At 67.5% G+C, this 17,348-nt stretch carries 17 protein-coding genes; 2 read left to right on the top strand and 15 right to left on the bottom strand.

The annotated features are described in order from the left end of the window. Positions 1–102: 102 nt before the first annotated feature. A complete protein-coding gene (locus tag BLT64_RS16995; protein WP_011747605.1) occupies positions 103–639 on the top strand; it encodes a shikimate kinase in 537 nt (178 codons plus the stop codon). Next, a complete protein-coding gene (gene aroB / locus BLT64_RS17000) occupies positions 636–1,739 on the top strand; it encodes a 3-dehydroquinate synthase (RefSeq protein ID WP_011747606.1) in 1,104 nt (367 codons plus the stop codon). The genes BLT64_RS16995 and aroB overlap by 4 nt, the downstream gene beginning before the upstream one ends. On the opposite strand, the gene mnhG is transcribed toward aroB, so the two are convergent. From mnhG to gmd, 15 genes are all read right to left on the bottom strand, one after another. Next, positions 1,736–2,158 (bottom strand): monovalent cation/H(+) antiporter subunit G, encoded by a 423-nt coding sequence (gene mnhG / locus BLT64_RS17005; RefSeq protein ID WP_011747607.1) that lies wholly within the window; start codon positions 2,156–2,158, stop codon positions 1,736–1,738. The two genes, aroB and mnhG, sit on opposite strands and share 4 nt — an antisense overlap. Further along, positions 2,155–2,436 carry a K+/H+ antiporter subunit F gene (locus BLT64_RS17010; RefSeq protein WP_011747608.1) on the bottom strand — a complete coding sequence of 94 codons (282 nt, stop codon included), beginning with the start codon at positions 2,434–2,436 and terminating at the stop codon, positions 2,155–2,157. The genes mnhG and BLT64_RS17010 overlap by 4 nt, the downstream gene beginning before the upstream one ends. Next, entirely contained in the window at positions 2,433–2,921 is a 489-nt protein-coding gene (locus BLT64_RS17015) for a Na+/H+ antiporter subunit E (RefSeq protein ID WP_011747609.1), read from the bottom strand. Before BLT64_RS17015 ends, BLT64_RS17010 begins: the two co-directional genes overlap by 4 nt. Next, positions 2,918–4,648 carry a monovalent cation/H+ antiporter subunit D gene (locus BLT64_RS17020; protein ID WP_011747610.1) on the bottom strand — a complete coding sequence of 577 codons (1,731 nt, stop codon included), beginning with the start codon at positions 4,646–4,648 and terminating at the stop codon, positions 2,918–2,920. The genes BLT64_RS17015 and BLT64_RS17020 overlap by 4 nt, the downstream gene beginning before the upstream one ends. Continuing rightward, the gene (locus tag BLT64_RS17025; protein WP_011747611.1) at positions 4,648–4,992 is read right to left on the bottom strand and encodes a Na+/H+ antiporter subunit C; all 345 of its coding nucleotides are present in this window, start codon (positions 4,990–4,992) and stop codon (positions 4,648–4,650) included. The genes BLT64_RS17020 and BLT64_RS17025 overlap by 1 nt, the downstream gene beginning before the upstream one ends. After that, entirely contained in the window at positions 4,992–7,871 is a 2,880-nt protein-coding gene (locus BLT64_RS17030) for a monovalent cation/H+ antiporter subunit A (RefSeq protein ID WP_011747612.1), read from the bottom strand. The genes BLT64_RS17025 and BLT64_RS17030 overlap by 1 nt, the downstream gene beginning before the upstream one ends. A gap of 146 nt (positions 7,872–8,017) precedes the next feature. Then, on the bottom strand, positions 8,018–9,250 hold the full coding sequence (locus BLT64_RS17035) for a type III PLP-dependent enzyme (protein ID WP_232290505.1): 1,233 nt from the start codon (positions 9,248–9,250) through the stop codon (positions 8,018–8,020). Further along, on the bottom strand, positions 9,243–9,479 hold the full coding sequence (locus BLT64_RS17040) for an acyl carrier protein (protein ID WP_011747614.1): 237 nt from the start codon (positions 9,477–9,479) through the stop codon (positions 9,243–9,245). The genes BLT64_RS17035 and BLT64_RS17040 overlap by 8 nt, the downstream gene beginning before the upstream one ends. Before the next feature lie 19 nt (positions 9,480–9,498). Beyond that, positions 9,499–11,070, bottom strand: a complete 1,572-nt coding sequence (locus BLT64_RS17045; protein ID WP_011747615.1) for an AMP-binding protein — start codon at positions 11,068–11,070, stop codon at positions 9,499–9,501. Continuing rightward, on the bottom strand, positions 11,063–11,599 hold the full coding sequence (locus BLT64_RS17050) for a serine O-acetyltransferase (protein ID WP_232290506.1): 537 nt from the start codon (positions 11,597–11,599) through the stop codon (positions 11,063–11,065). The genes BLT64_RS17045 and BLT64_RS17050 overlap by 8 nt, the downstream gene beginning before the upstream one ends. An 88-nt stretch (positions 11,600–11,687) precedes the next feature. Further along, a complete protein-coding gene (locus BLT64_RS17055) occupies positions 11,688–12,752 on the bottom strand; it encodes a glycosyltransferase family 61 protein (RefSeq protein WP_011747617.1) in 1,065 nt (354 codons plus the stop codon). 72 nt (positions 12,753–12,824) lie between these two features. Next, positions 12,825–13,991 (bottom strand): SGNH/GDSL hydrolase family protein, encoded by a 1,167-nt coding sequence (locus BLT64_RS17060; RefSeq protein ID WP_041529835.1) that lies wholly within the window; start codon positions 13,989–13,991, stop codon positions 12,825–12,827. A 54-nt stretch (positions 13,992–14,045) separates the two neighbouring features. Continuing rightward, the gene (locus tag BLT64_RS17065; protein ID WP_011747619.1) at positions 14,046–15,215 is read right to left on the bottom strand and encodes a DegT/DnrJ/EryC1/StrS family aminotransferase; all 1,170 of its coding nucleotides are present in this window, start codon (positions 15,213–15,215) and stop codon (positions 14,046–14,048) included. Continuing rightward, positions 15,212–16,135: a GDP-L-fucose synthase family protein gene (locus tag BLT64_RS17070; protein WP_011747620.1), complete on the bottom strand. Its 924-nt coding sequence runs from the start codon at positions 16,133–16,135 to the stop codon at positions 15,212–15,214. Before BLT64_RS17070 ends, BLT64_RS17065 begins: the two co-directional genes overlap by 4 nt. Beyond that, positions 16,136–17,260, bottom strand: a complete 1,125-nt coding sequence (gmd, locus tag BLT64_RS17075; RefSeq protein ID WP_011747621.1) for a GDP-mannose 4,6-dehydratase — start codon at positions 17,258–17,260, stop codon at positions 16,136–16,138. Positions 17,261–17,348 lie beyond the last annotated feature (88 nt).

The following is a 17,348-nucleotide window of genomic DNA, read 5'->3' on the forward strand; positions in this document are numbered from 1 at the left end:
CCCGTGCCGGTCTGTCGCCGGCTCGTGCGAAATATATATGGCATTTCCCGAAAGATCACGCCATCAGTCTCTCCGGTTGCAAGAGGCGGGATCCGGGTGGTGATGCGGCGTAACATCGTGCTGATCGGAATGATGGGGGCGGGCAAGACCGCGATCGGGGGCGAACTTGCCCGCCGGTTGCGTAGGCCGTTCTCGGATACCGATGCCGAGATCGAGCGCGCCGCCGCCATGACCATCCCCGAAATCTTTGCCCGCGACGGCGAGGAATTCTTTCGCGCCCGCGAATCGGAGGTGCTGGGCCGGGTCCTGGCCTCGGGGCCGGGCGTCGTCTCGACCGGCGGCGGCGCCTGGCTGCGTCCCGAGAACCGCGCCCGCATCGGCGAAGACGGCGTCTCGGTCTGGCTGGACTGCGATCTGGAGACGCTCTGGCACCGGGTCCGGCACCGCCCGACCCGGCCGCTGCTTCAGACCCCCGATCCGCGCGGCACGCTGGAGCGGCTGCTGGACGAGCGCAGCCCGGTCTATGCGCTGGCCGACATCCGCGTCCCCGCGCAGCGCGGCGACAGCATCGAACAGACGGCGGACCGCGTGCTGGACGCGATCCGCGCGCATGATCCGGCGATCCTGGAGGGCAAATGAGCATCGACACCGTTCACGTTGATCTGGGCGCGCGTTCCTATGACGTGCGCATCGGTCAGGGCCTGCTGGCGCGGGCGGGCGAAGAGATCGTGGCGCTGGCCGGACCGCGCCGCGTCGCCATCCTGACCGACGAGACGGTGGCGGCGCTGCACCTGCCGGCATTGCGCGAATCCCTGGCCGGGCAGGGGATCGAGGCGCCGGCGCTGGCCTTGCCGGCGGGCGAGGCGACGAAATGCTGGGCCGAGCTTGGCCGCGCCGTGGAATGGCTGCTGGCCCAGAGGATCGAGCGCAAGGATCTGGTGATCGCGCTGGGTGGCGGGGTGATCGGCGATCTGGCCGGCTTTGCCGCCGCGATCCTGCGTCGCGGCGTGCGCTTCGTGCAGATCCCGACGACGCTTCTGGCGCAGGTGGACAGCTCGGTCGGCGGCAAGACCGGCATCAACAGCCCGCAGGGCAAGAACCTGATCGGCGCCTTTCACCAGCCGGCGCTGGTTCTGGCCGATATCGACGTGCTGACCACGCTGAGCCCGCGCGACTTCCGGGCCGGTTATGGCGAGGTGGCGAAATACGGGCTGCTGGGCGACGAGGGTTTCTTCGAATGGCTCGAGGCCAATGCCGCGGGGCTGGCAAGCGACCCGGCGCTGCGCCAGCGCGCCGTGCGCCATTCGGTCGAGATGAAGGCCGGCATCGTGCAACGCGACGAAACCGAGCAGGGCGAGCGTGCGCTGTTGAACCTCGGCCATACTTTCGGCCATGCGCTGGAATCGGCGACCGGCTATTCCGACCGGCTGCTGCATGGCGAGGGAGTGGCGATCGGCTGCGCGCTGGCCTTCGAGCTTTCGGCGAAGATGGGGCTTTGCAGCCAGGAGGCGCCGTCGCGCGTCGCCGCACATCTTGCCGCCATGGGCATGCCCGCGCGCATCGCCGACATTCCGGGCGACCTGCCCGATGACGAGGCGCTGATCGGGCTGATGGCCCAGGACAAGAAGGTGCAGGACGGCCGGCTGCGCTTCGTGCTGGCGCACGGCATCGGCCGGGCCTTCGTTACCGATGCGGTCGATCCCGCCTTGCTGCGGCAGGTGCTGGCGCAGTCGCGCTAGGGCTGCGGGCCGCCGGTTTCGGCCTTGGTTTCGTCCTCGTCCTCGGTTTCGATGGGCGGCTCGGTGCGGTTGCGGGGCGGCACCACCTCGTCATGGCCCAGCTTGCGGTCGCGGTCGCGGCGCAATGCGGCCCGGCCCAGCATCAAGAGCGTGATCGGCGTGGTGATCATGATGAAGATGCCGATCATCAGTTCGTGCACCACCGCGCGGCCCTCGAGCAGCGAGAACATCAGCATCGATGCCAGGATGATCAGCAGCGTGCCGTAGCTGTAGCCCAGCGTCGGCGCATGCAGCCGCTGGTAGAAGCTTTTCAGCCGCACCAGCCCGACCCCGCCCAGCAGCGTCAGCGTGGCGCCGATCACCACGAACAGCGCCACGATGAGCGCGGCCCAGGGCGGCAGCTGCTCCAGATGCATCATTCGATCACCTCGCCCCGCATCAGGAACTTGGCCGCGCAGACCGTGGTGACGAAGCCCAGCACGGCGATAACCAGCGCGCCTTCGAAGAAGAAGACGTTGCCATTGCCCATGCCGATGACCAGAAACAGCAGCATGGCGTTGATATACATGGTGTCCAGCCCCAGCACGCGGTCCTGCGCGCGCGGACCCAGCAGCATGCGCCAGCAGGCCAGCGCCAAGGCCAGGATCAGGGCGATCTGGGCATAGCCCAGGGCGAAACGCAGGATCTCGGCCGTCATTCGAATATCTCCATGAGCAGGGCCTCGTAGCGGTCGCGGATCAGGGTTTGCCAGTCGTCGTCGCTGCGCAGGTCGAGGACATGCAGCAGAAGCCGGCCTTCCTCCTGGTCGAACTCGATCCAGGCGGTGCCGGGGGTGCCGGTCAGGATGATCGCCAGCACCGCGATGGCGTTGGGATCGCGCATGCGCAACGTCAGCTCGACGAAGCCCGAATGGTATTTCGGATGGTCGGGGCCCAGGATCAGCACCCGCGCCACGGTGATGTTCGAGCGCAGGATGTCCACCGCCACGATCGCCATCAGCTTGGGGATCGCCAGCCAGCGCCGAAAGACCGGCTTCGGCGGGTGCAGATGCTCGACCGACCAGCCCGCCCACAGCGCGATCAGCGTGCCAAGCAGCAGGTGGCCCAGCGTGAATGCGGTCAGAAACAGCCACATCACCACCAGCGCGGCCGAAAGCACGGGATGGGGCACCAGCCGGCTCATTCCGCCTCCTCCTGCGTGGTCTGGGTTTGGGTCTGGGGCTGGGGATCGGGGGCGAGGCTTTGCACGGGTGCGGCGCGCACGTCCTGGGCGCCGGCCAGCACCGCCCTGCGATAGACGCCGGGCTCAAGCAGCGCGCTCGCGGTGGCATTGGTATAGCCGAGCAGCGCATCCGAGCGCACGGTCTGCAAGCCGATCATGCCCAGCAGCAGGACCACCGGCACCACCTCCAGCGCCAGGATGCGCGGGGCCGGGCCTTCCTCGGCCCAGAAGCGGCGGATGCCGAAGCGCATCAGCGCGATCAGCGCCCCCAGGCCCGACAGGATCAACATGGCGGCATAGGCCCACAGGATCACCGGCAGATGGCCCGAGGTGGGCAGGTTGTCCTGGACCGCGCCGCGCAGGATGGCGAACTTGCCGATGAAGCCCGGCATCGGCGGCAAGCCGGCGATCATCGCCGCGACCAGGCTGAAGCAGATCGCCATGGTCAGCCAGCTGACCGTGCGATGGCTGGCCGGGGCGGTGGTGTCCTCGACCGTGCCGAGGCCCATCGGCGCCCAGCGTTCCGAAAGCGGGTCGAAGCCGTCAGTCTCGACCGGGGCGTCGTCGTCGCCCTCGTCGTTGCGGCTCACGGGATCGGCGATCAGGAAGAAGGCCGAGATGGCGGCGGTCGAGCCCACCATGTAGTAAAGCGCGCCGCCCAGCATCGAACTGCCGCCCCCGGCCTGCGCGAAGCCGATCGAGGCCAGCACCGTGCCCGACGAGATGATCGCCAGATAGCCGCCCTTGCGCACCAGTTCCGGCGTGCCGAGGATGCCGATCATGCCGAAGCCCATGGTCAGCACGCCGCCGATCATCAGCACCGGGGCGCCGAAACCCGCCGAGGGCCCGGCATCCGGCCCCAGCACCAGCAGCGACAGCCGCAGGATGACATAGATCCCGACCTTGGTCATGATCGCCATGATCGCGGCGGCCGGCGGCGAGGCGGCGCCATAGGTCGGCGGCAGCCAGAAGCACAGCGGCCAGGCCGCGGCCTTGATCAGGAAGGCGAGGCCGAGGAAGGTCGCGGCGGCATGGAACAGCAGCCGCTCGGCATCGTCGAGCCAATAGAGCGCCCGGCCGATATCGGCCATGTTCAGCGTGCCGGTGGTGCCATAGACCAGCGCCACCCCGATCAGGAAGAACAGCGAGGCCGCAAGGTTCACGGCAAGGTAATGCAGCCCGGCCTTGATCCGTTCGGGACCCGAGCCGTGCAGCATCAGCCCGTAGGAGGCCGCCAGCATCACCTCGAAAAAGACGAAGAGGTTGAACAGGTCGCCGGTCAGGAACGAGCCGTTGACCCCGGCCAGCAGGAACTGGAACATGCTGTGGTAATGCTGGCCCTTGCCGTGCCAGCCGGCCGCGGCATAGATCAGCGAGGGCGCGGCCAGCAGCGCGGTCAGCATCACCATCATCGCCGAAAGCCGGTCCAGCACCAGCACGATGCCGATCGGCACCGGCCAGTCGCCCAGGCGGTAAAGCCCGACGACGGTGCCGCCCTGTTCGGTCACGGATTTCACGCCTGACATCAGCTCGACCGAGGCCAGGAAGGTCAGCCCGACCGCCACCAGCCCCATGATCAGCTTGGTCTGCCGGTTGCGGTCGTTGTAGAACAGCATGATCGCCCCCGCCACCAGCGGGATCAGGATCGGCGCGATCATCAGGTGATCGGGCATGGTGCCGTCGTTCATCATGAATGGCGCTCCCGGCCGTCGACATGGTCGGTGCCGGTGGCACCGCGCGCGGCGATCATCAGGACAAGGAACAGCGCCGTGGTGGCGAAGCTGATGACGATGGCGGTCAGCACCAGCGCCTGCGGCATCGGGTCGGCATAGGCGGACGGATCGACGAAGCCGCCCTTGGGCATGATGGGCGCCCCGCCGATATAGAGCCGGCCCATGGCGAAGATGAACAGGTTCACCCCATAGGCCAGCAGGCACAGGCCGATGATGACCTGATAGGAACGCGGGCGCAGCATCAGCCAGACGCCTGAGCCGACCAGGATGCCGATGGCAAGGGCAAGGATCAGTTCCATCAGTTCGTCTCCTCGCTGGGTTCGACCGGGCGGGCGCGCGGGGCGACGCGCAGCGACTGGTGGGCAATGGCGATCAACATCAGCACGATGGCACCCATCACCAGCGAGAACACGCCGAAATCGAACAGCATCGCGGTCGAGAAGGGCACCTTGCCGATGATCGGGATGTCCAGATACTGTGCATGCGCGCTGAGGAACGGATAGCCGAAGATCCAGGACCCGGCCCCCACCGCCGCCGAGATGGTCAGGCCCGAGGCCATCCAGCGCACCGGCAGCACGATGATCCGCGCCTCGACCCAGCGCACATTGGCCGCGACATATTGCAGCAGCAGGCCGACGGCCAGCGTGACGCCGGCGGCAAAGCCCCCGCCCGGCAGGTCATGGCCGCGGAAGAACAGATAGGCCGACAGCGCGATGATCGGCGCGAACAGCCATTGCATCAGCACCGAGGGCACGAAGAGATAGGCTTCTAGCGCCTGCTCCTCGGCATCGAGCTGCGGGCGCGGGCGCTCGACGCTTTCGGGCGCGGGGCGGAAGCGGCGCAAGAGCGCATAGACGGTCAGCCCGACGATGGCCAGAACGGTGATCTCGCCGAAGGTGTCGAAGGCGCGGAAATCGACCAGGATGACGTTGACGACATTGGTGCCGCCGCCTTCGACATAGGCGTTGCGCAGGAACCAGTCGCCGACCGAGGCGCCGGGCGGGGTCAGCAGCACCGCCAGCGCCAGCGCCGTCATGCCCGAGCCGCAGGCCAGCGCGATCAGCAGATCGCGGCTGCGGCGCGACCGGGCGACCAGGTTGTTGTCCCCGGCGATTTCTTCGTTGCGCTTGGGCAGCCAGCGCAGGCCCAGAAGCAGCAATGCGGTGGTCGCGATCTCGACCAGCAACTGGGTCACGGCTAGGTCGGGGGCCGACAGCCAGACGAAGGTCGCGCAGGTCACCAGCCCCGCGCCGCCCATCAGCACCAGGGCGGCGAAGCGGTGATACTTGGCCTGCCAGGCGGCGCCGATGGCGCAGGTGCCGCCGACGACCCAGAGCAAGGCAAAGACCAGCTCGCTGGCACCCAATTCGGGCATGGGCACGTTCCAGTCCAGCGTCCGCAGCACGAACCAGGCCCCGGCCAGCGACAGCAGCACCATGGCGCGCAGCTGCGACTGAAGGCCGTTCGCCGACAGCACCCGCAGCGCGAAGCGCGGCAGGCGGATGGTCAGGTTCTGCAACAGCCAGTCGAAGCCGCGCGCGAAGTCCAGCCGGCGCATCAGCCGCGTGCCGTCCTCGCCCGAATCGATCAGCCGGCGCGGCAGCAGATAGATCAGCGCGCCCAGCGTCATGGCGATCAGGCTCATGATCAGCGGCGGGTTCACGCCGTGCCAGATCTTCAGGCTGAAATGCGGCAGTTCGGGGCCGACCACGGCCAGGCTGGCGGTCTGCAGCCAGGTGCCCAGCACCTGCTGCGGGAACATGCCGACGGCAAGGCAGATCGCGACCAGGATCGCCACCGGCAGGCGCATCAGCAGCGGCGGTTCGTGCGGCTCCTGCGGCAGGTCGGTGGCGGGGGGGCCGAAGAACACCTTCACGATGAAGCGCAGCGAATAGGCGGCGCTGAACGCCCCGGCCAGCACCGCGACATAGGGTGCGAAACTGTCGAGCGAGCCGCCGTTGTTCCAGACATAGGTCGCCTCGAAGAACATCTCCTTGGACAGGAACCCGTTGAGCAGCGGCACCCCGGCCATGGCGCCCGAGGCGATGATCGCCAGCGCTGCCGTGACCGGCATCACCCGGGCCAGGCCCGACAGGCGGCGCATGTCGCGGGTGCCCGTCTCGTGGTCGATGATCCCTGCGGCCATGAACAGCGAGGCCTTGAAGACCGCGTGGTTAACGATGTGGAACACCGCCGCGACCAGCGCAAAGGGCGTGCCGATCCCCGCCAGCGCGGTGATCAGCCCCAGATGGCTGATGGTGGAATAGGCCAGAAGGCCCTTGAGGTCGTGGCGGAACAGCGCCGTCACCGCCCCGAGGAGCAGCGTGGTCAGGCCGATGCCGGTGACGATCTGGAACCAGGCATCCGTGCCCCCCAGCGCCGGGTGAAAGCGCAAGAGCACGAAGACCCCGGCCTTCACCATGGTCGCCGAATGCAGGTAGGAGGAAACCGGGGTCGGCGCCGCCATGGCGTTCGGCAGCCAGAAATGGAACGGGAACTGCGCCGATTTGGTGAAGGCGCCCAGCACGAACAGGATCAGCACCGCCGGATAAAGCCGATGGCTGGTGATCTGCGGCCCGGCGGCCAGCACGGCGTCGAGATCGTAGCTGCCGGCGATCTGGCCCAGGATGATCATCGCCACCATCAGGCACAGCCCGCCCGAGGCGGTGACGATCAGCGACATCCGCGCCCCGTCGCGCGCATCCTGGCGCTGGAACCAATAGCCGATCAGCAGGAAGGACACGATGCTGGTCAGTTCCCAGAACACCACCAGCATGATGATGTTGCCCGACAGCAGCAGCCCCGACATGGCGCCGGCAAAGGCCAGCAGGCAGGAATAAAGCCGCGGCACCGGGTCGTCGGGCGACATGTAATAGCGCGCGTAAAGGATGACGAGGAAGCCTATCCCCGCCACCAGCACCATGAACAGCCAGGAAAACCCGTCGATGCGGAAGGTCAGGTCAAGCCCGATGGAACTGACCCATCGGAAGGTGCCGGTGATGCTTCGCCCCTCGGTCACGGCGGGATAGAGCACGCCCAGGATCACCAGCGCGACGATCATCGTCAGCCCGGCCAGCCAGGCTTCGGCGTTGCGCGCCCCTATGGGAAGCGTGGCCGCCAGGGCGGCCGACACGAATGGCGTCAGAACAAGCAAGAGCAACAGGTTCTGTTCGACCATCGTGTTCCTTTTCCGGTTCGGGGTGTGCGCAGATAATAGCCGGGCGATGCGGGAAAACACAACCGACCCGGTCGAGAAAAACGACGCAAAAATCCGGGGATCAGCAATATTTTATCGCGCCGCCGGGCCGGATGCGAAACCGGGCCTCACCTGTCCCGGATTCGCGTCACGTCCTGCATCTGCCCGCCGGTCAGCAACACCTCGGCCGGCATGGGGTGGCTGATGAAATGCAGCGGGCTCGCCGTCGGCCCATAGGCGCCGCAGGCATGGATGGCGATCAGGTCGCCTTCCTCCAGCCGAGGCAGCGCGACGCCGCCGCCCAGCTTGTCGATCGAGGTGCAGAGCGGGCCGGAAATATCCTGCTTTTCCTCGGGTCGGGTGCCGTCTTCGTCGCCGCCGACGCGGTGCATGACGTAATTGCGCCGCAAGACCATGCCGAAATTGCCCGAGGCCGCCAGGTTGTCGTTCAGCCCGCCGTCGCAGATGGCGATTCGGGTGCCGCGCGATTGCTTGACCGACAGGACACGGGTCACGAACCAGCCCGCCGGCCCGACCAGGTAGCGGCCCAGCTCCAGCACCAGCCGGGCGTCGGCAAGGCGCGGCTCGGCGCGGAAGGCGTCGAGTTCGGGGCCGATCTCGGCCGCGATGGCCGCAAGGTCCAGCGCGCTGTCCCCGGGGTGGTAGGGGATGCCGAGCCCGGCGCCGAAGATCAGCTTTTCCGGGCGCAGGTCCAGCGCGGCGCAGGTGTCGCGGAACACCTGCATGAAGATGCGCCAGTTCTCGCAGATCGCCTCGGGCTTGAGGCATTGCGTGCCGGAATAGATGTGCAGCCCGATGATGCGCAGGTTCGGCAGGGCGGCGATCTGCGGCAGGATCTCGGCCGCGTCCTCGACATCGACGCCGAAGGGGCTGGGCCGCCCGGCCATCTGGTCGCCGAAGCCCTTGGGCACCCGCGCCGGCGCAAGGCGGACCAGCACCGGCTGGACGCGGCCCATCTCGGCCGCGACGGCATCGGCCAGCCGCGCCTCGCGCAGGCTTTCCAGCACCAGCTCGCCCAGGCCCGCCTCGATGGCGGCGCGCAGTTCCGCCTCGCGCTTGGCCGGGCCGGTGAAGCTGATCCTGGCCGCATCCCAACCCGCCTCGCGCCCCAGGGCCAGCTCGCCGCCCGAGGAAATGTCGAGGTAATCCAGCCGGTCCCGCATCCAGCCCAGCAGGGCGGGGTTCGGATTGCTTTTCACCGCGAAGCTGACGGCGAACCAGCGACCCAGATGCGCGCGCAGATGGGCCAGCCGTTCCTCGACCACGTCGGTGGCATAGACATAGGCCGGGGTGCCGAAGCGCGCCGCCGCCTCGGCCAGGTGGCGGTCCAGGTCAGTCAAGGGACTGCACATAGGCGAGGATCGCGTCCACGCTGTCGAAATTCTCCAGCGTCACGTCGCCCGGCTGCACCCGCACGCCGGCATGCTGCTCGACGAAGGAAATCAGCCCTACCATCGCCACCGAATCCAGCATCCCGGTCGAGAAAAGTTCGGTATCGCCCTCCAGCACCGTGTCGATGTTCAGTTCGCTGCGGATGTAGCGGATCAGCTCGTCCTTGCTCAAGCTCATGGATTCAATGCCTTTCTGGTCAGTTCTGCAATGCGGCCCTGGCCGCGGAAATGATGGCGGGACGGTCCAGCTTGCCGCTGGCGGTCCGCGGCATCGCGCCTTGCCAGGAATGATAGTGCTGCGGACGCATGTAATGCGGCATCGCCCGGACGCAATGCGCGGCCAGCGCGGCCTCGTCGGCTTGCGGCAGATAGGTCACGACCGCATGGACCGCCTGGCCCAGATCGGCATCCTCGACCCCGAAGGCCACGACGTCGGTGACAAGCCCGCTTTGCGAGATCGCATCCTCGACCTCGGTCGGCGACAGGCGGAAGCCCAGCGTCTTGATCATCTCGTCCATGCGGCTGACGAACCACAGGTCGCCGTCCTGGTCGACGCGGACCAGATCGCCCGACCAGACCACGGGCTCGTCGCCCAGCAGATGCGCCAGTTCCGGGCAGGGGCGGATCTTCTGCGCCGTCACCTCGGGCTTTTCCCAATAGCCCATGCTGACCAGCGGGCCGGCATGGACCAGTTCGCCCTGTTCGCCGGGACCGGCGACGCCCTCGCCATGCTTGATGGCGAAGACCTGCGCGTTCGGGATCTGCCGGCCGATCGAGCCCATCTTGGCCGCGAATTTCGAAGGCGGCAGATAGGTCGAGCGGAAGGCCTCGGTCAGGCCATACATCAGGTAGATGTCGACGCCCGGAAACACCTGCGGCAGCAGTTCCAGGATGTTCGGGGGGATCTTGCCGCCGGTATTGGTGATGCGCCGCAGTGCCGGCAACTCGGTCGGGCGGTCCACCAGCAGCCGCACGATCTGGTTCCACAAGGGCGGCACGCCGGCGATCCCCGTCACCGATTCGGCCTGGGCCATGCGGATGATCTCGGCTGGCATGGTCAGCGGCTGATGCACCACCGTCCCGCCCGTCAGCAGCATGGTGGTCAACTGGTTCAGCCCGGCATCGAAGCTGTAGGGCAGCACCGACAGCAGGCGGTCGCTTTCGTCCAGCCCCAGATAATCCGCGACCGAGATGGCGCCCACGCGGATATTGCGATGGCTGAGCATCACCCCCTTGGGCGCGCCGGTCGAGCCCGAGGTGTAGATGATTATCGCCAACCCGCGCGGGTCGGATTCGTCGGGCGCGGAAGCCTGGTCGGCGGCAAGCGCCCCCCAGGGGTCCGCGCCCTGGACAAGGCCCTCGGCCTTGCCCTGAACAAGATAGGCCGTGCCCTCGGGCAAGGCATGTTCGCCCACAAGCGCCTCCAGCGCGTTTCGGGGCAGGATCACCGCGCGCGCCCGGCTGTCGCCGGCGACATAGGCCAGCTGCGCGGGGGTCCAGCGGATGTTCACGTTGACGACCACGGCGCCCATCTTCCAGGCGCCGAACATGGCCGCAACCTCGTCGATGCCCTTGCGCAGATGCACGATCACCCGGTCGCCGGGCCGGATGCCGCGTCGGGCGAGCCAGTCGGCCACGCGCCCGGCCTCGGCCGCAAGCTCGGCATAGGTGACCGAGCGGCCCTGGTCCACGGCGGCGATCTTGTCCGCGCGGGCGGGAAGGTTGTCGGCCAGCAGGCGCCACATGCTGCGGTCGAAATCGTCACTCATGGGCAGGGGCCTTCTTCTTGGCGGCAAAGATCGGCAGGCTGGGATAGATCTTGGCGGGCGAGCCGATCACCACCGAATCCGGCGGCACATTGGTCGTCACCGCGGTATTGGCGCCGATCCGCACCCGGTCGCCGATGGTGATCGGTCCCAGCACGCAGGAATTCACGCCGATGAACACGTCGTCGCCGATCACCGGCGCGCCCGGGCCCATGTTGGTGCCGATGGTGACGTTGTGCATCACCCCGCAACGGTCGCCGATCACCACGTCGGGATGGATCGACAGCGAACCCTCGGCATGGATGATGTGGAAATCGCGGCCCAGCCGCACCTGCGGCGGGATCCAGACCTTGGTCACGTTCAGGATCAGGGTCTTCATCAGCGCGTAGAGCTTGCCGGCCAGCCAGCGCGCCCCTGGGTTCTTCAGCCCAAGGGCCCAGCGGCCATAGCGATAGACGGCAAGCGAGACGAAGGCGGGCTCGGTCAGCGAACGGCCGTGTCTTACGTAGTCATCCCGGAGAGTTTCGAACATCACCATGCACTTGCTTAATCACTTCGGCGGGAAATAAAGGTCGCCCGCCCCCATATTCCGATCTCTTGCGGCAAACTCAACCTGACTGTTAGGACGGGTTTTGGGGGTTTTGGGCCGCGATCAGGTCGAGTGTGCGCCGGATCTGGTCCCATTCCACCCGGTAGCCGCGGGCGGTTCCCGACCCCACCACCATGGCATAATGTTGCTGCCAGCAATCCGTCAGCAGCTTGAGCGAGGTGGTCACCCGGTCCGCCGGCTGAAGCGTCAGCACCGTGCCGCCCGGCGCCATGGCGATCACGCCATGGGCAAGCTGGCTGCCCTCGACGCCCACCACCAGCCGGGCCGCGCCGGCCGCCTCGGCCAGTTGGTCGGCATCGTGGCGGTCGATATAGAGCGTGCGGAAACCGTATTCGGCCTCCAGCCGCTCGGCGATCTTAGCCTCGTTCTCCAGGATGCGGGCATCGCCGCTGGCGCCGCGGAAGATGAAGACGCCGGGCAGCGGCTCCAGCGGGCGGTCCTTCAGGATGCGGGCGCGGTTTTCCTGCGCGCGGGCGCGGCGGTGGCTGTTGTTGTGCAGGTCGTCGAACAGGACCAGCTCGTCGAAATGCACCTCGCCGATGCGGCGCGGCGCCATGCCCAGCAATTCCTCGTAGCGGGCGATATGGCCGCCCCGCACCGGGGCCGAGGTCACGGGCATGCCGGCCGCTTCGGCCAGGCGATAGGCAAGGCAGTCGTTCAGAAGCCAGTTGCCGAACCAGCGATTGCCGATCCAGCTTTCGTAAAGCGCGCCCGACAAGCTTTCGCGCGGCCGGGAATAGGTCAGGCCGGAACGCTTGCGCTGGCGCAGGTGGCGCTCGGCCCCGCGCGCGTGAAGCACGCCATCGACGAAATCCACGTCGCGAAACCGATAGCCCATGGTCGGCGGCGTGCGCTCGGCCGGATTGCCCTGCATCTGCGCCAGGATGTCGGGCAGGGCGCCGAATTCGGTGCGCGAGATATGCTCGATCTGGTCGGGCAGCCAGATCCCCGGCATGATCTCGACCGTTTCGGCCGGACAGATCTCCCACCGCTCGGCGGCGGTGTCGAAGAAATCCGCATGGCCCCTGCCGAAAAGGCGATGCAGGCGGTTATGGATCGGTCTGAGGGAATGCATGGCGGCTCGGCTGGCTGGTCGGGCGGAGTTTGCGGGCGCAAGGCGGCGGGCGCAAGGGGCAGAACGGCCGGTTCAGTTCGGAACCGGCCCTTTCAATGCCTCGATCAGCGTCTGGGCGATCATGGCATGGTCCTGCGCCGAGGGGTGCCACAGGCAGGCATTGCGCCGCGGATCGCCCAGGATCACCAGCTGGTTGGCAAGGCCGCGGGCGGCCAGCAGTTCCGATGCGGCTCGATGCGCCTCGACCAGTTCGGGGCCGTATTCGCCAAAGGCCAGCAACACCATGGCCGCGCCGGGATTTTCCTGCATGCGCGCCGCGGCGAAATCGGCCAGAGCCGGGCCGAAATCGCGGCGCAACTCGGCCTTGTCGCGCCACGCTTCGCCGGGGGCGAGGTCCGAGCCGAAGACATTGGAGCCAAGCCCGACGACGACGATATCCGCCGGGCGCTGGGGCAGGGCCACGGCATCCCCATCCCCCGGCAGGGCCAGCGGATAAAGCCGGTCCATGGTGCGGTCGGGTTCGGCCCCGCCGTAATTGCGCAAGAGCCCGATCCCCGAGCGGGCGACGATCCGGTAATCCGCGCCCAGAGCCGCCGCGACCTGCGGCCCGAAGCTGCGGCTGGTATCGGTGGCGGCATAGATTTCCTCGGCGTCGCAATCGCGGCGCTCGGCGGTATTGGCAAAGCCGACGGTGTCGGAATCGCCGATGAACTCGATCAGCCGCGGCACCGGATCGGGCGGCGGCAGCGCCTGCGCCGGATCGCCCAGGAAGAAGCCGCCGAAAAGCGCCGGGCCACTTGGTTCGCTGATCTTTTCGGCGCGGATCTCATGCGGGCCGGGCGCGAGGCCCTCGATTCGCAAATCCTGCCGTCCGGGGCGCGAGACCTCGACCGCCTTGCCGTCCAGCATCACGCGCCAGCGATTGAGCGAATCGTCGAAGCGCAGGGTGACGCCCGTGCCCTCGAACCGGGCAGAGGCATGAAATCCCGGCCATTCGTGGCGATAGCCTTCGCCCGAGGGACCAGCCGCCGCGCGGCCCGTCACCGCGGCGGGCAGGGCGGCCAGGCCCGGTTGCGGCGCAACAAGCTGCGCTTGCAAACCCGCATCTTCGGCAAGGCTGAGCATCGGCACCGGCGTCAGGGGACGCGGCGGCGCGGGCCAGGCAAGGAAGGCCATTGCGGCGGCCAGGGCGATGGCCGCCATCCCGATGCCGATTCGTTTCGCCCAGCCTGCACCCATGACCACCCGCCAGAAAACCCGCCGCCGATCCCGACTGGCGCCCCCGGCGGCCGGTCAGCCGCGAAACCCGGCCAGAATCGCGATCGCTTCCTGCATGTCATAATGATGATTGCCGATGAAGAAGCCATGGGTATCGATCTCTTCGGCATGGCTCATCGATCCGTGCAGGCTGTGATCCATCAGCCGCAGCACCGGGTTCTTCGTGAAATTGCCGCTGACGATGGGCCGGGTCTCGAACCCCAGCGCATCGAGCCGTGCCAGAACCTCGCGCCGCGTCAGGCCGGTTTCGGGGCGCAGCACCAGCGAAAAGCCGAACCAGCTGCTTTCGCCGATCTCGCGCTGGATGCGGAACAGCGGATGACCCGCCATCGCCTCGGCCCAGCCTGCGCCGTTTGCGCGCCGGCCCTCGACCAGCCGGGGCAGTTTCGCCAGCTGCGCCCGACCCAGCGCACCCGACATCTCCAGCGGGCGCAGGTTGTAGCCGGGCAGGACGAAGCGAAAGCTTTCCTCGAAGGGATCATCGCTTTTCTCGCCCGTCACCCGGTTGAGTTTCGGCAGGTTGCGCGTCCAGCCATGCGCCCGCAGCGCCAGCAGGATGTGGTAAAGCTCCTCGTCATCGGTGACGACCAGCCCGCCCTCCATGGTCGAGATGTGATGCGAGAAGAAGGTCGAGAACGTCCCCATCACCCCGAACGTGCCGCATTGGCGGCCGCCGAACGTCGCGCCCATCGATTCGCAGTTATCCTCGATCAGCACGACCTGCCGCGTCCCGATGATGGTGCGGATCGCGTCGAAATCGTTGGGGTTGCCCAGCAGGTTCACCGCCATGACGGCGCGGGTGCGCTCGCCGATCGCCCCGGCCAGCGCGGTCAGGTCGTAGTTCAGCGTCTCGCGGTCGATATCGACGAATTTCAGGTGCAGCCCGTATTGGTGCAGCGGGAAGAAGGTGGTGGACCAGGACACCGCCGGCACGATCACCTCGTCGCCCGGCATCAGCCGCAGCGCGGGGTTCTGCGTATGGCGCAGCGCCGCCACCATGGCGAGATTGGCCGACGAACCGGAATTGACCATCACCGCATGGCGGCTGCCGGCAAAGCGGGCGAATTCGGCCTCGAATGCCGCCACCTCCGGTCCCATGGAAAACCGGCCCGAGCCGATCACCCGCTGCAAGGCATCCTGCTCCTCCTCGTCCCAAGTAGAGGTGGCAAGGGGAAAGCGGCTCATGGCTGGTGCTCCAGATACCAGGCATAGGTGGCGGCGATGCCCTCGCGCAGCCCGGTCCGCGGCGCCCAGCCCCATTCCGCCTGCCGCGCCACAGAGAGAAGCTTGCGCCGCATGCCGGCCGGCTTGCCCAGTTCATGGGTAAAACGCCCCCGCCACCCGATCACCTCGGCCACGGTGCGGTAATAGTCGTCGATCGTATGGTCGACACCCGGCCCGACATTCATCACCTGCGGCAGCGCCGAGGGATCGGCCAGCGCGCGCAGGATCGCATCCGCCAGGTCGCCGGCATACATGAACTCGCGCCGCGCCGTGCCGTCGCCCCAGATCTCGACCGTCTCATGGCCCTCGACCCTGGCGCGATGGATCTTGTGGATGATCGCCGGCAGCAAATGCGACCGGCGGGGGTCGAACTTGTCGTGCGGGCCATAGAGATTGCAGGGGATCAGCGTGCGCCATTGCAGGCTGCGATCTTCGCGGCAGGTATAGTCCACCAGCCGCATAGCCATGATCTTGGCCAGCGCATAGCCCTCGTTGCTGGGCTCCAGCGCGCCGGTCAGGATCTGCTCCTCGGACAGGTCGCGGCCCAGGTCGCGCGGATAGACGCAGCTCGAACTCAGGTTGATCAGCACCGGGATGCCTGCATCGCGGCAGGCGGTGATCAGGTTCAGCCCGATCAGGGCGTTCCCGGCAAGATACCGCACCGGCTCGGCCATGTTGGCCTGGATGCCGCCGACCGCGCCGGCCGCATGCACGACCGCATCCGGGCGCTGCCGGGCCAGCCAGTCGCGCAAGGCGCGGGCGTCGCACAGGTCCAGCTCGGCCCGCGAGGGGGCCAGCACCTCCCAGTCCGCGATGCCGGGATGGGCGCGCAGGTTCAGCCCGACCATGCCGTGCCCGCCGGTGATGAACAGCCGCGCCATCTAGCGCCCCCCGGCCGGGACCGGCTGCCCGAGCCCGTGATGCTTCAGCAGCGCATGCTGCCGGGCGCAGCGCAGATCGGCGGCGACCATCTCGGCGATCATTTCGCGCAACCCGGTCTCGGGCCGCCATCCCAGCCGCTGATGCGCCTTGAAGGCATCGCCCAGAAGGCTCGCCACCTCGGCGGGGCGGAAGTATTTCGGATCGACCCGCATCACCACGTCGCCCGGCCTTACGGCCGGAGCCAGATCGCCCTCGACCGAGGCGGCCACGGCGATCTCGTCCACGCCCGAGCCGCGAAACTCCAGCGTGATGCCCAGCTCCTCGGCCGTCCAGGCCAGGAACTGGCGCACGCTGTGCTGCTCGCCGGTGGCGATGACGTAGTCGTCGGGCTCGTCGCATTGCAGCATCAACCATTGCATGCGCACATAGTCGCGGGCATGGCCCCAGTCGCGCAGAGCGTCCAGATTGCCGAGATAGAGACAACTCCCGACCCCCTGCGCGATATTGGCCAGCCCGCGGGTGATCTTGCGGGTGACGAAGGTCTCGCCGCGACGCGGGCTCTCATGGTTGAACAGGATGCCGTTGCAGGCGAACAGCCCGTAGGCTTCGCGATAATTCACCGTGATCCAATAGGCGTAAAGCTTGGCCGCGGCATAGGGGCTGCGGGGATGAAAGGGCGTGCGCTCGGTCTGCGGTGTCTCGCGCACCAGCCCGTAAAGCTCGGAGCTCGACGCCTGGTAGAAGCGCGTCACCCCCTCCAGCCCCAGGAAGCGGATCGCCTCCAGAAGCCGCAGCGCGCCCAGCCCGTCGACATCGGCGGTATATTCCGGCGCCTCGAAGCTGACAGCGACATGGGATTGTGCGCCCAGGTTGTAGACCTCGTCCGGGCGCACCTCGGCCATGATCCGGGTCAGGTTCGAGGTATCGGTCAGGTCGCCGTAATGCAGGAAGAAGCGTGGCTGGACCTCGTGCGGGTCCTGGAAGATGTGATCGACCCGCTGGGTATTGAAGGACGAGGCGCGGCGCTTGATGCCATGCACCTCATAGCCCTTTTTCAGCAGGAACTCGGCCAGATAAGAGCCATCCTGCCCCGTCACCCCCGTGATCAGCGCCTTCCTTGCCACGACCGCACCCTCGCACCATTTAACCGCGCGGAAGGAAAACCGCGCCACCGAACCTTATCAACACCATAGCAGCCGCAAGCGGCTTCTT

This window comes from Paracoccus denitrificans (assembly GCF_900100045.1).
Classification (GTDB): Bacteria; Pseudomonadota; Alphaproteobacteria; order Rhodobacterales; family Rhodobacteraceae; genus Paracoccus; species Paracoccus denitrificans.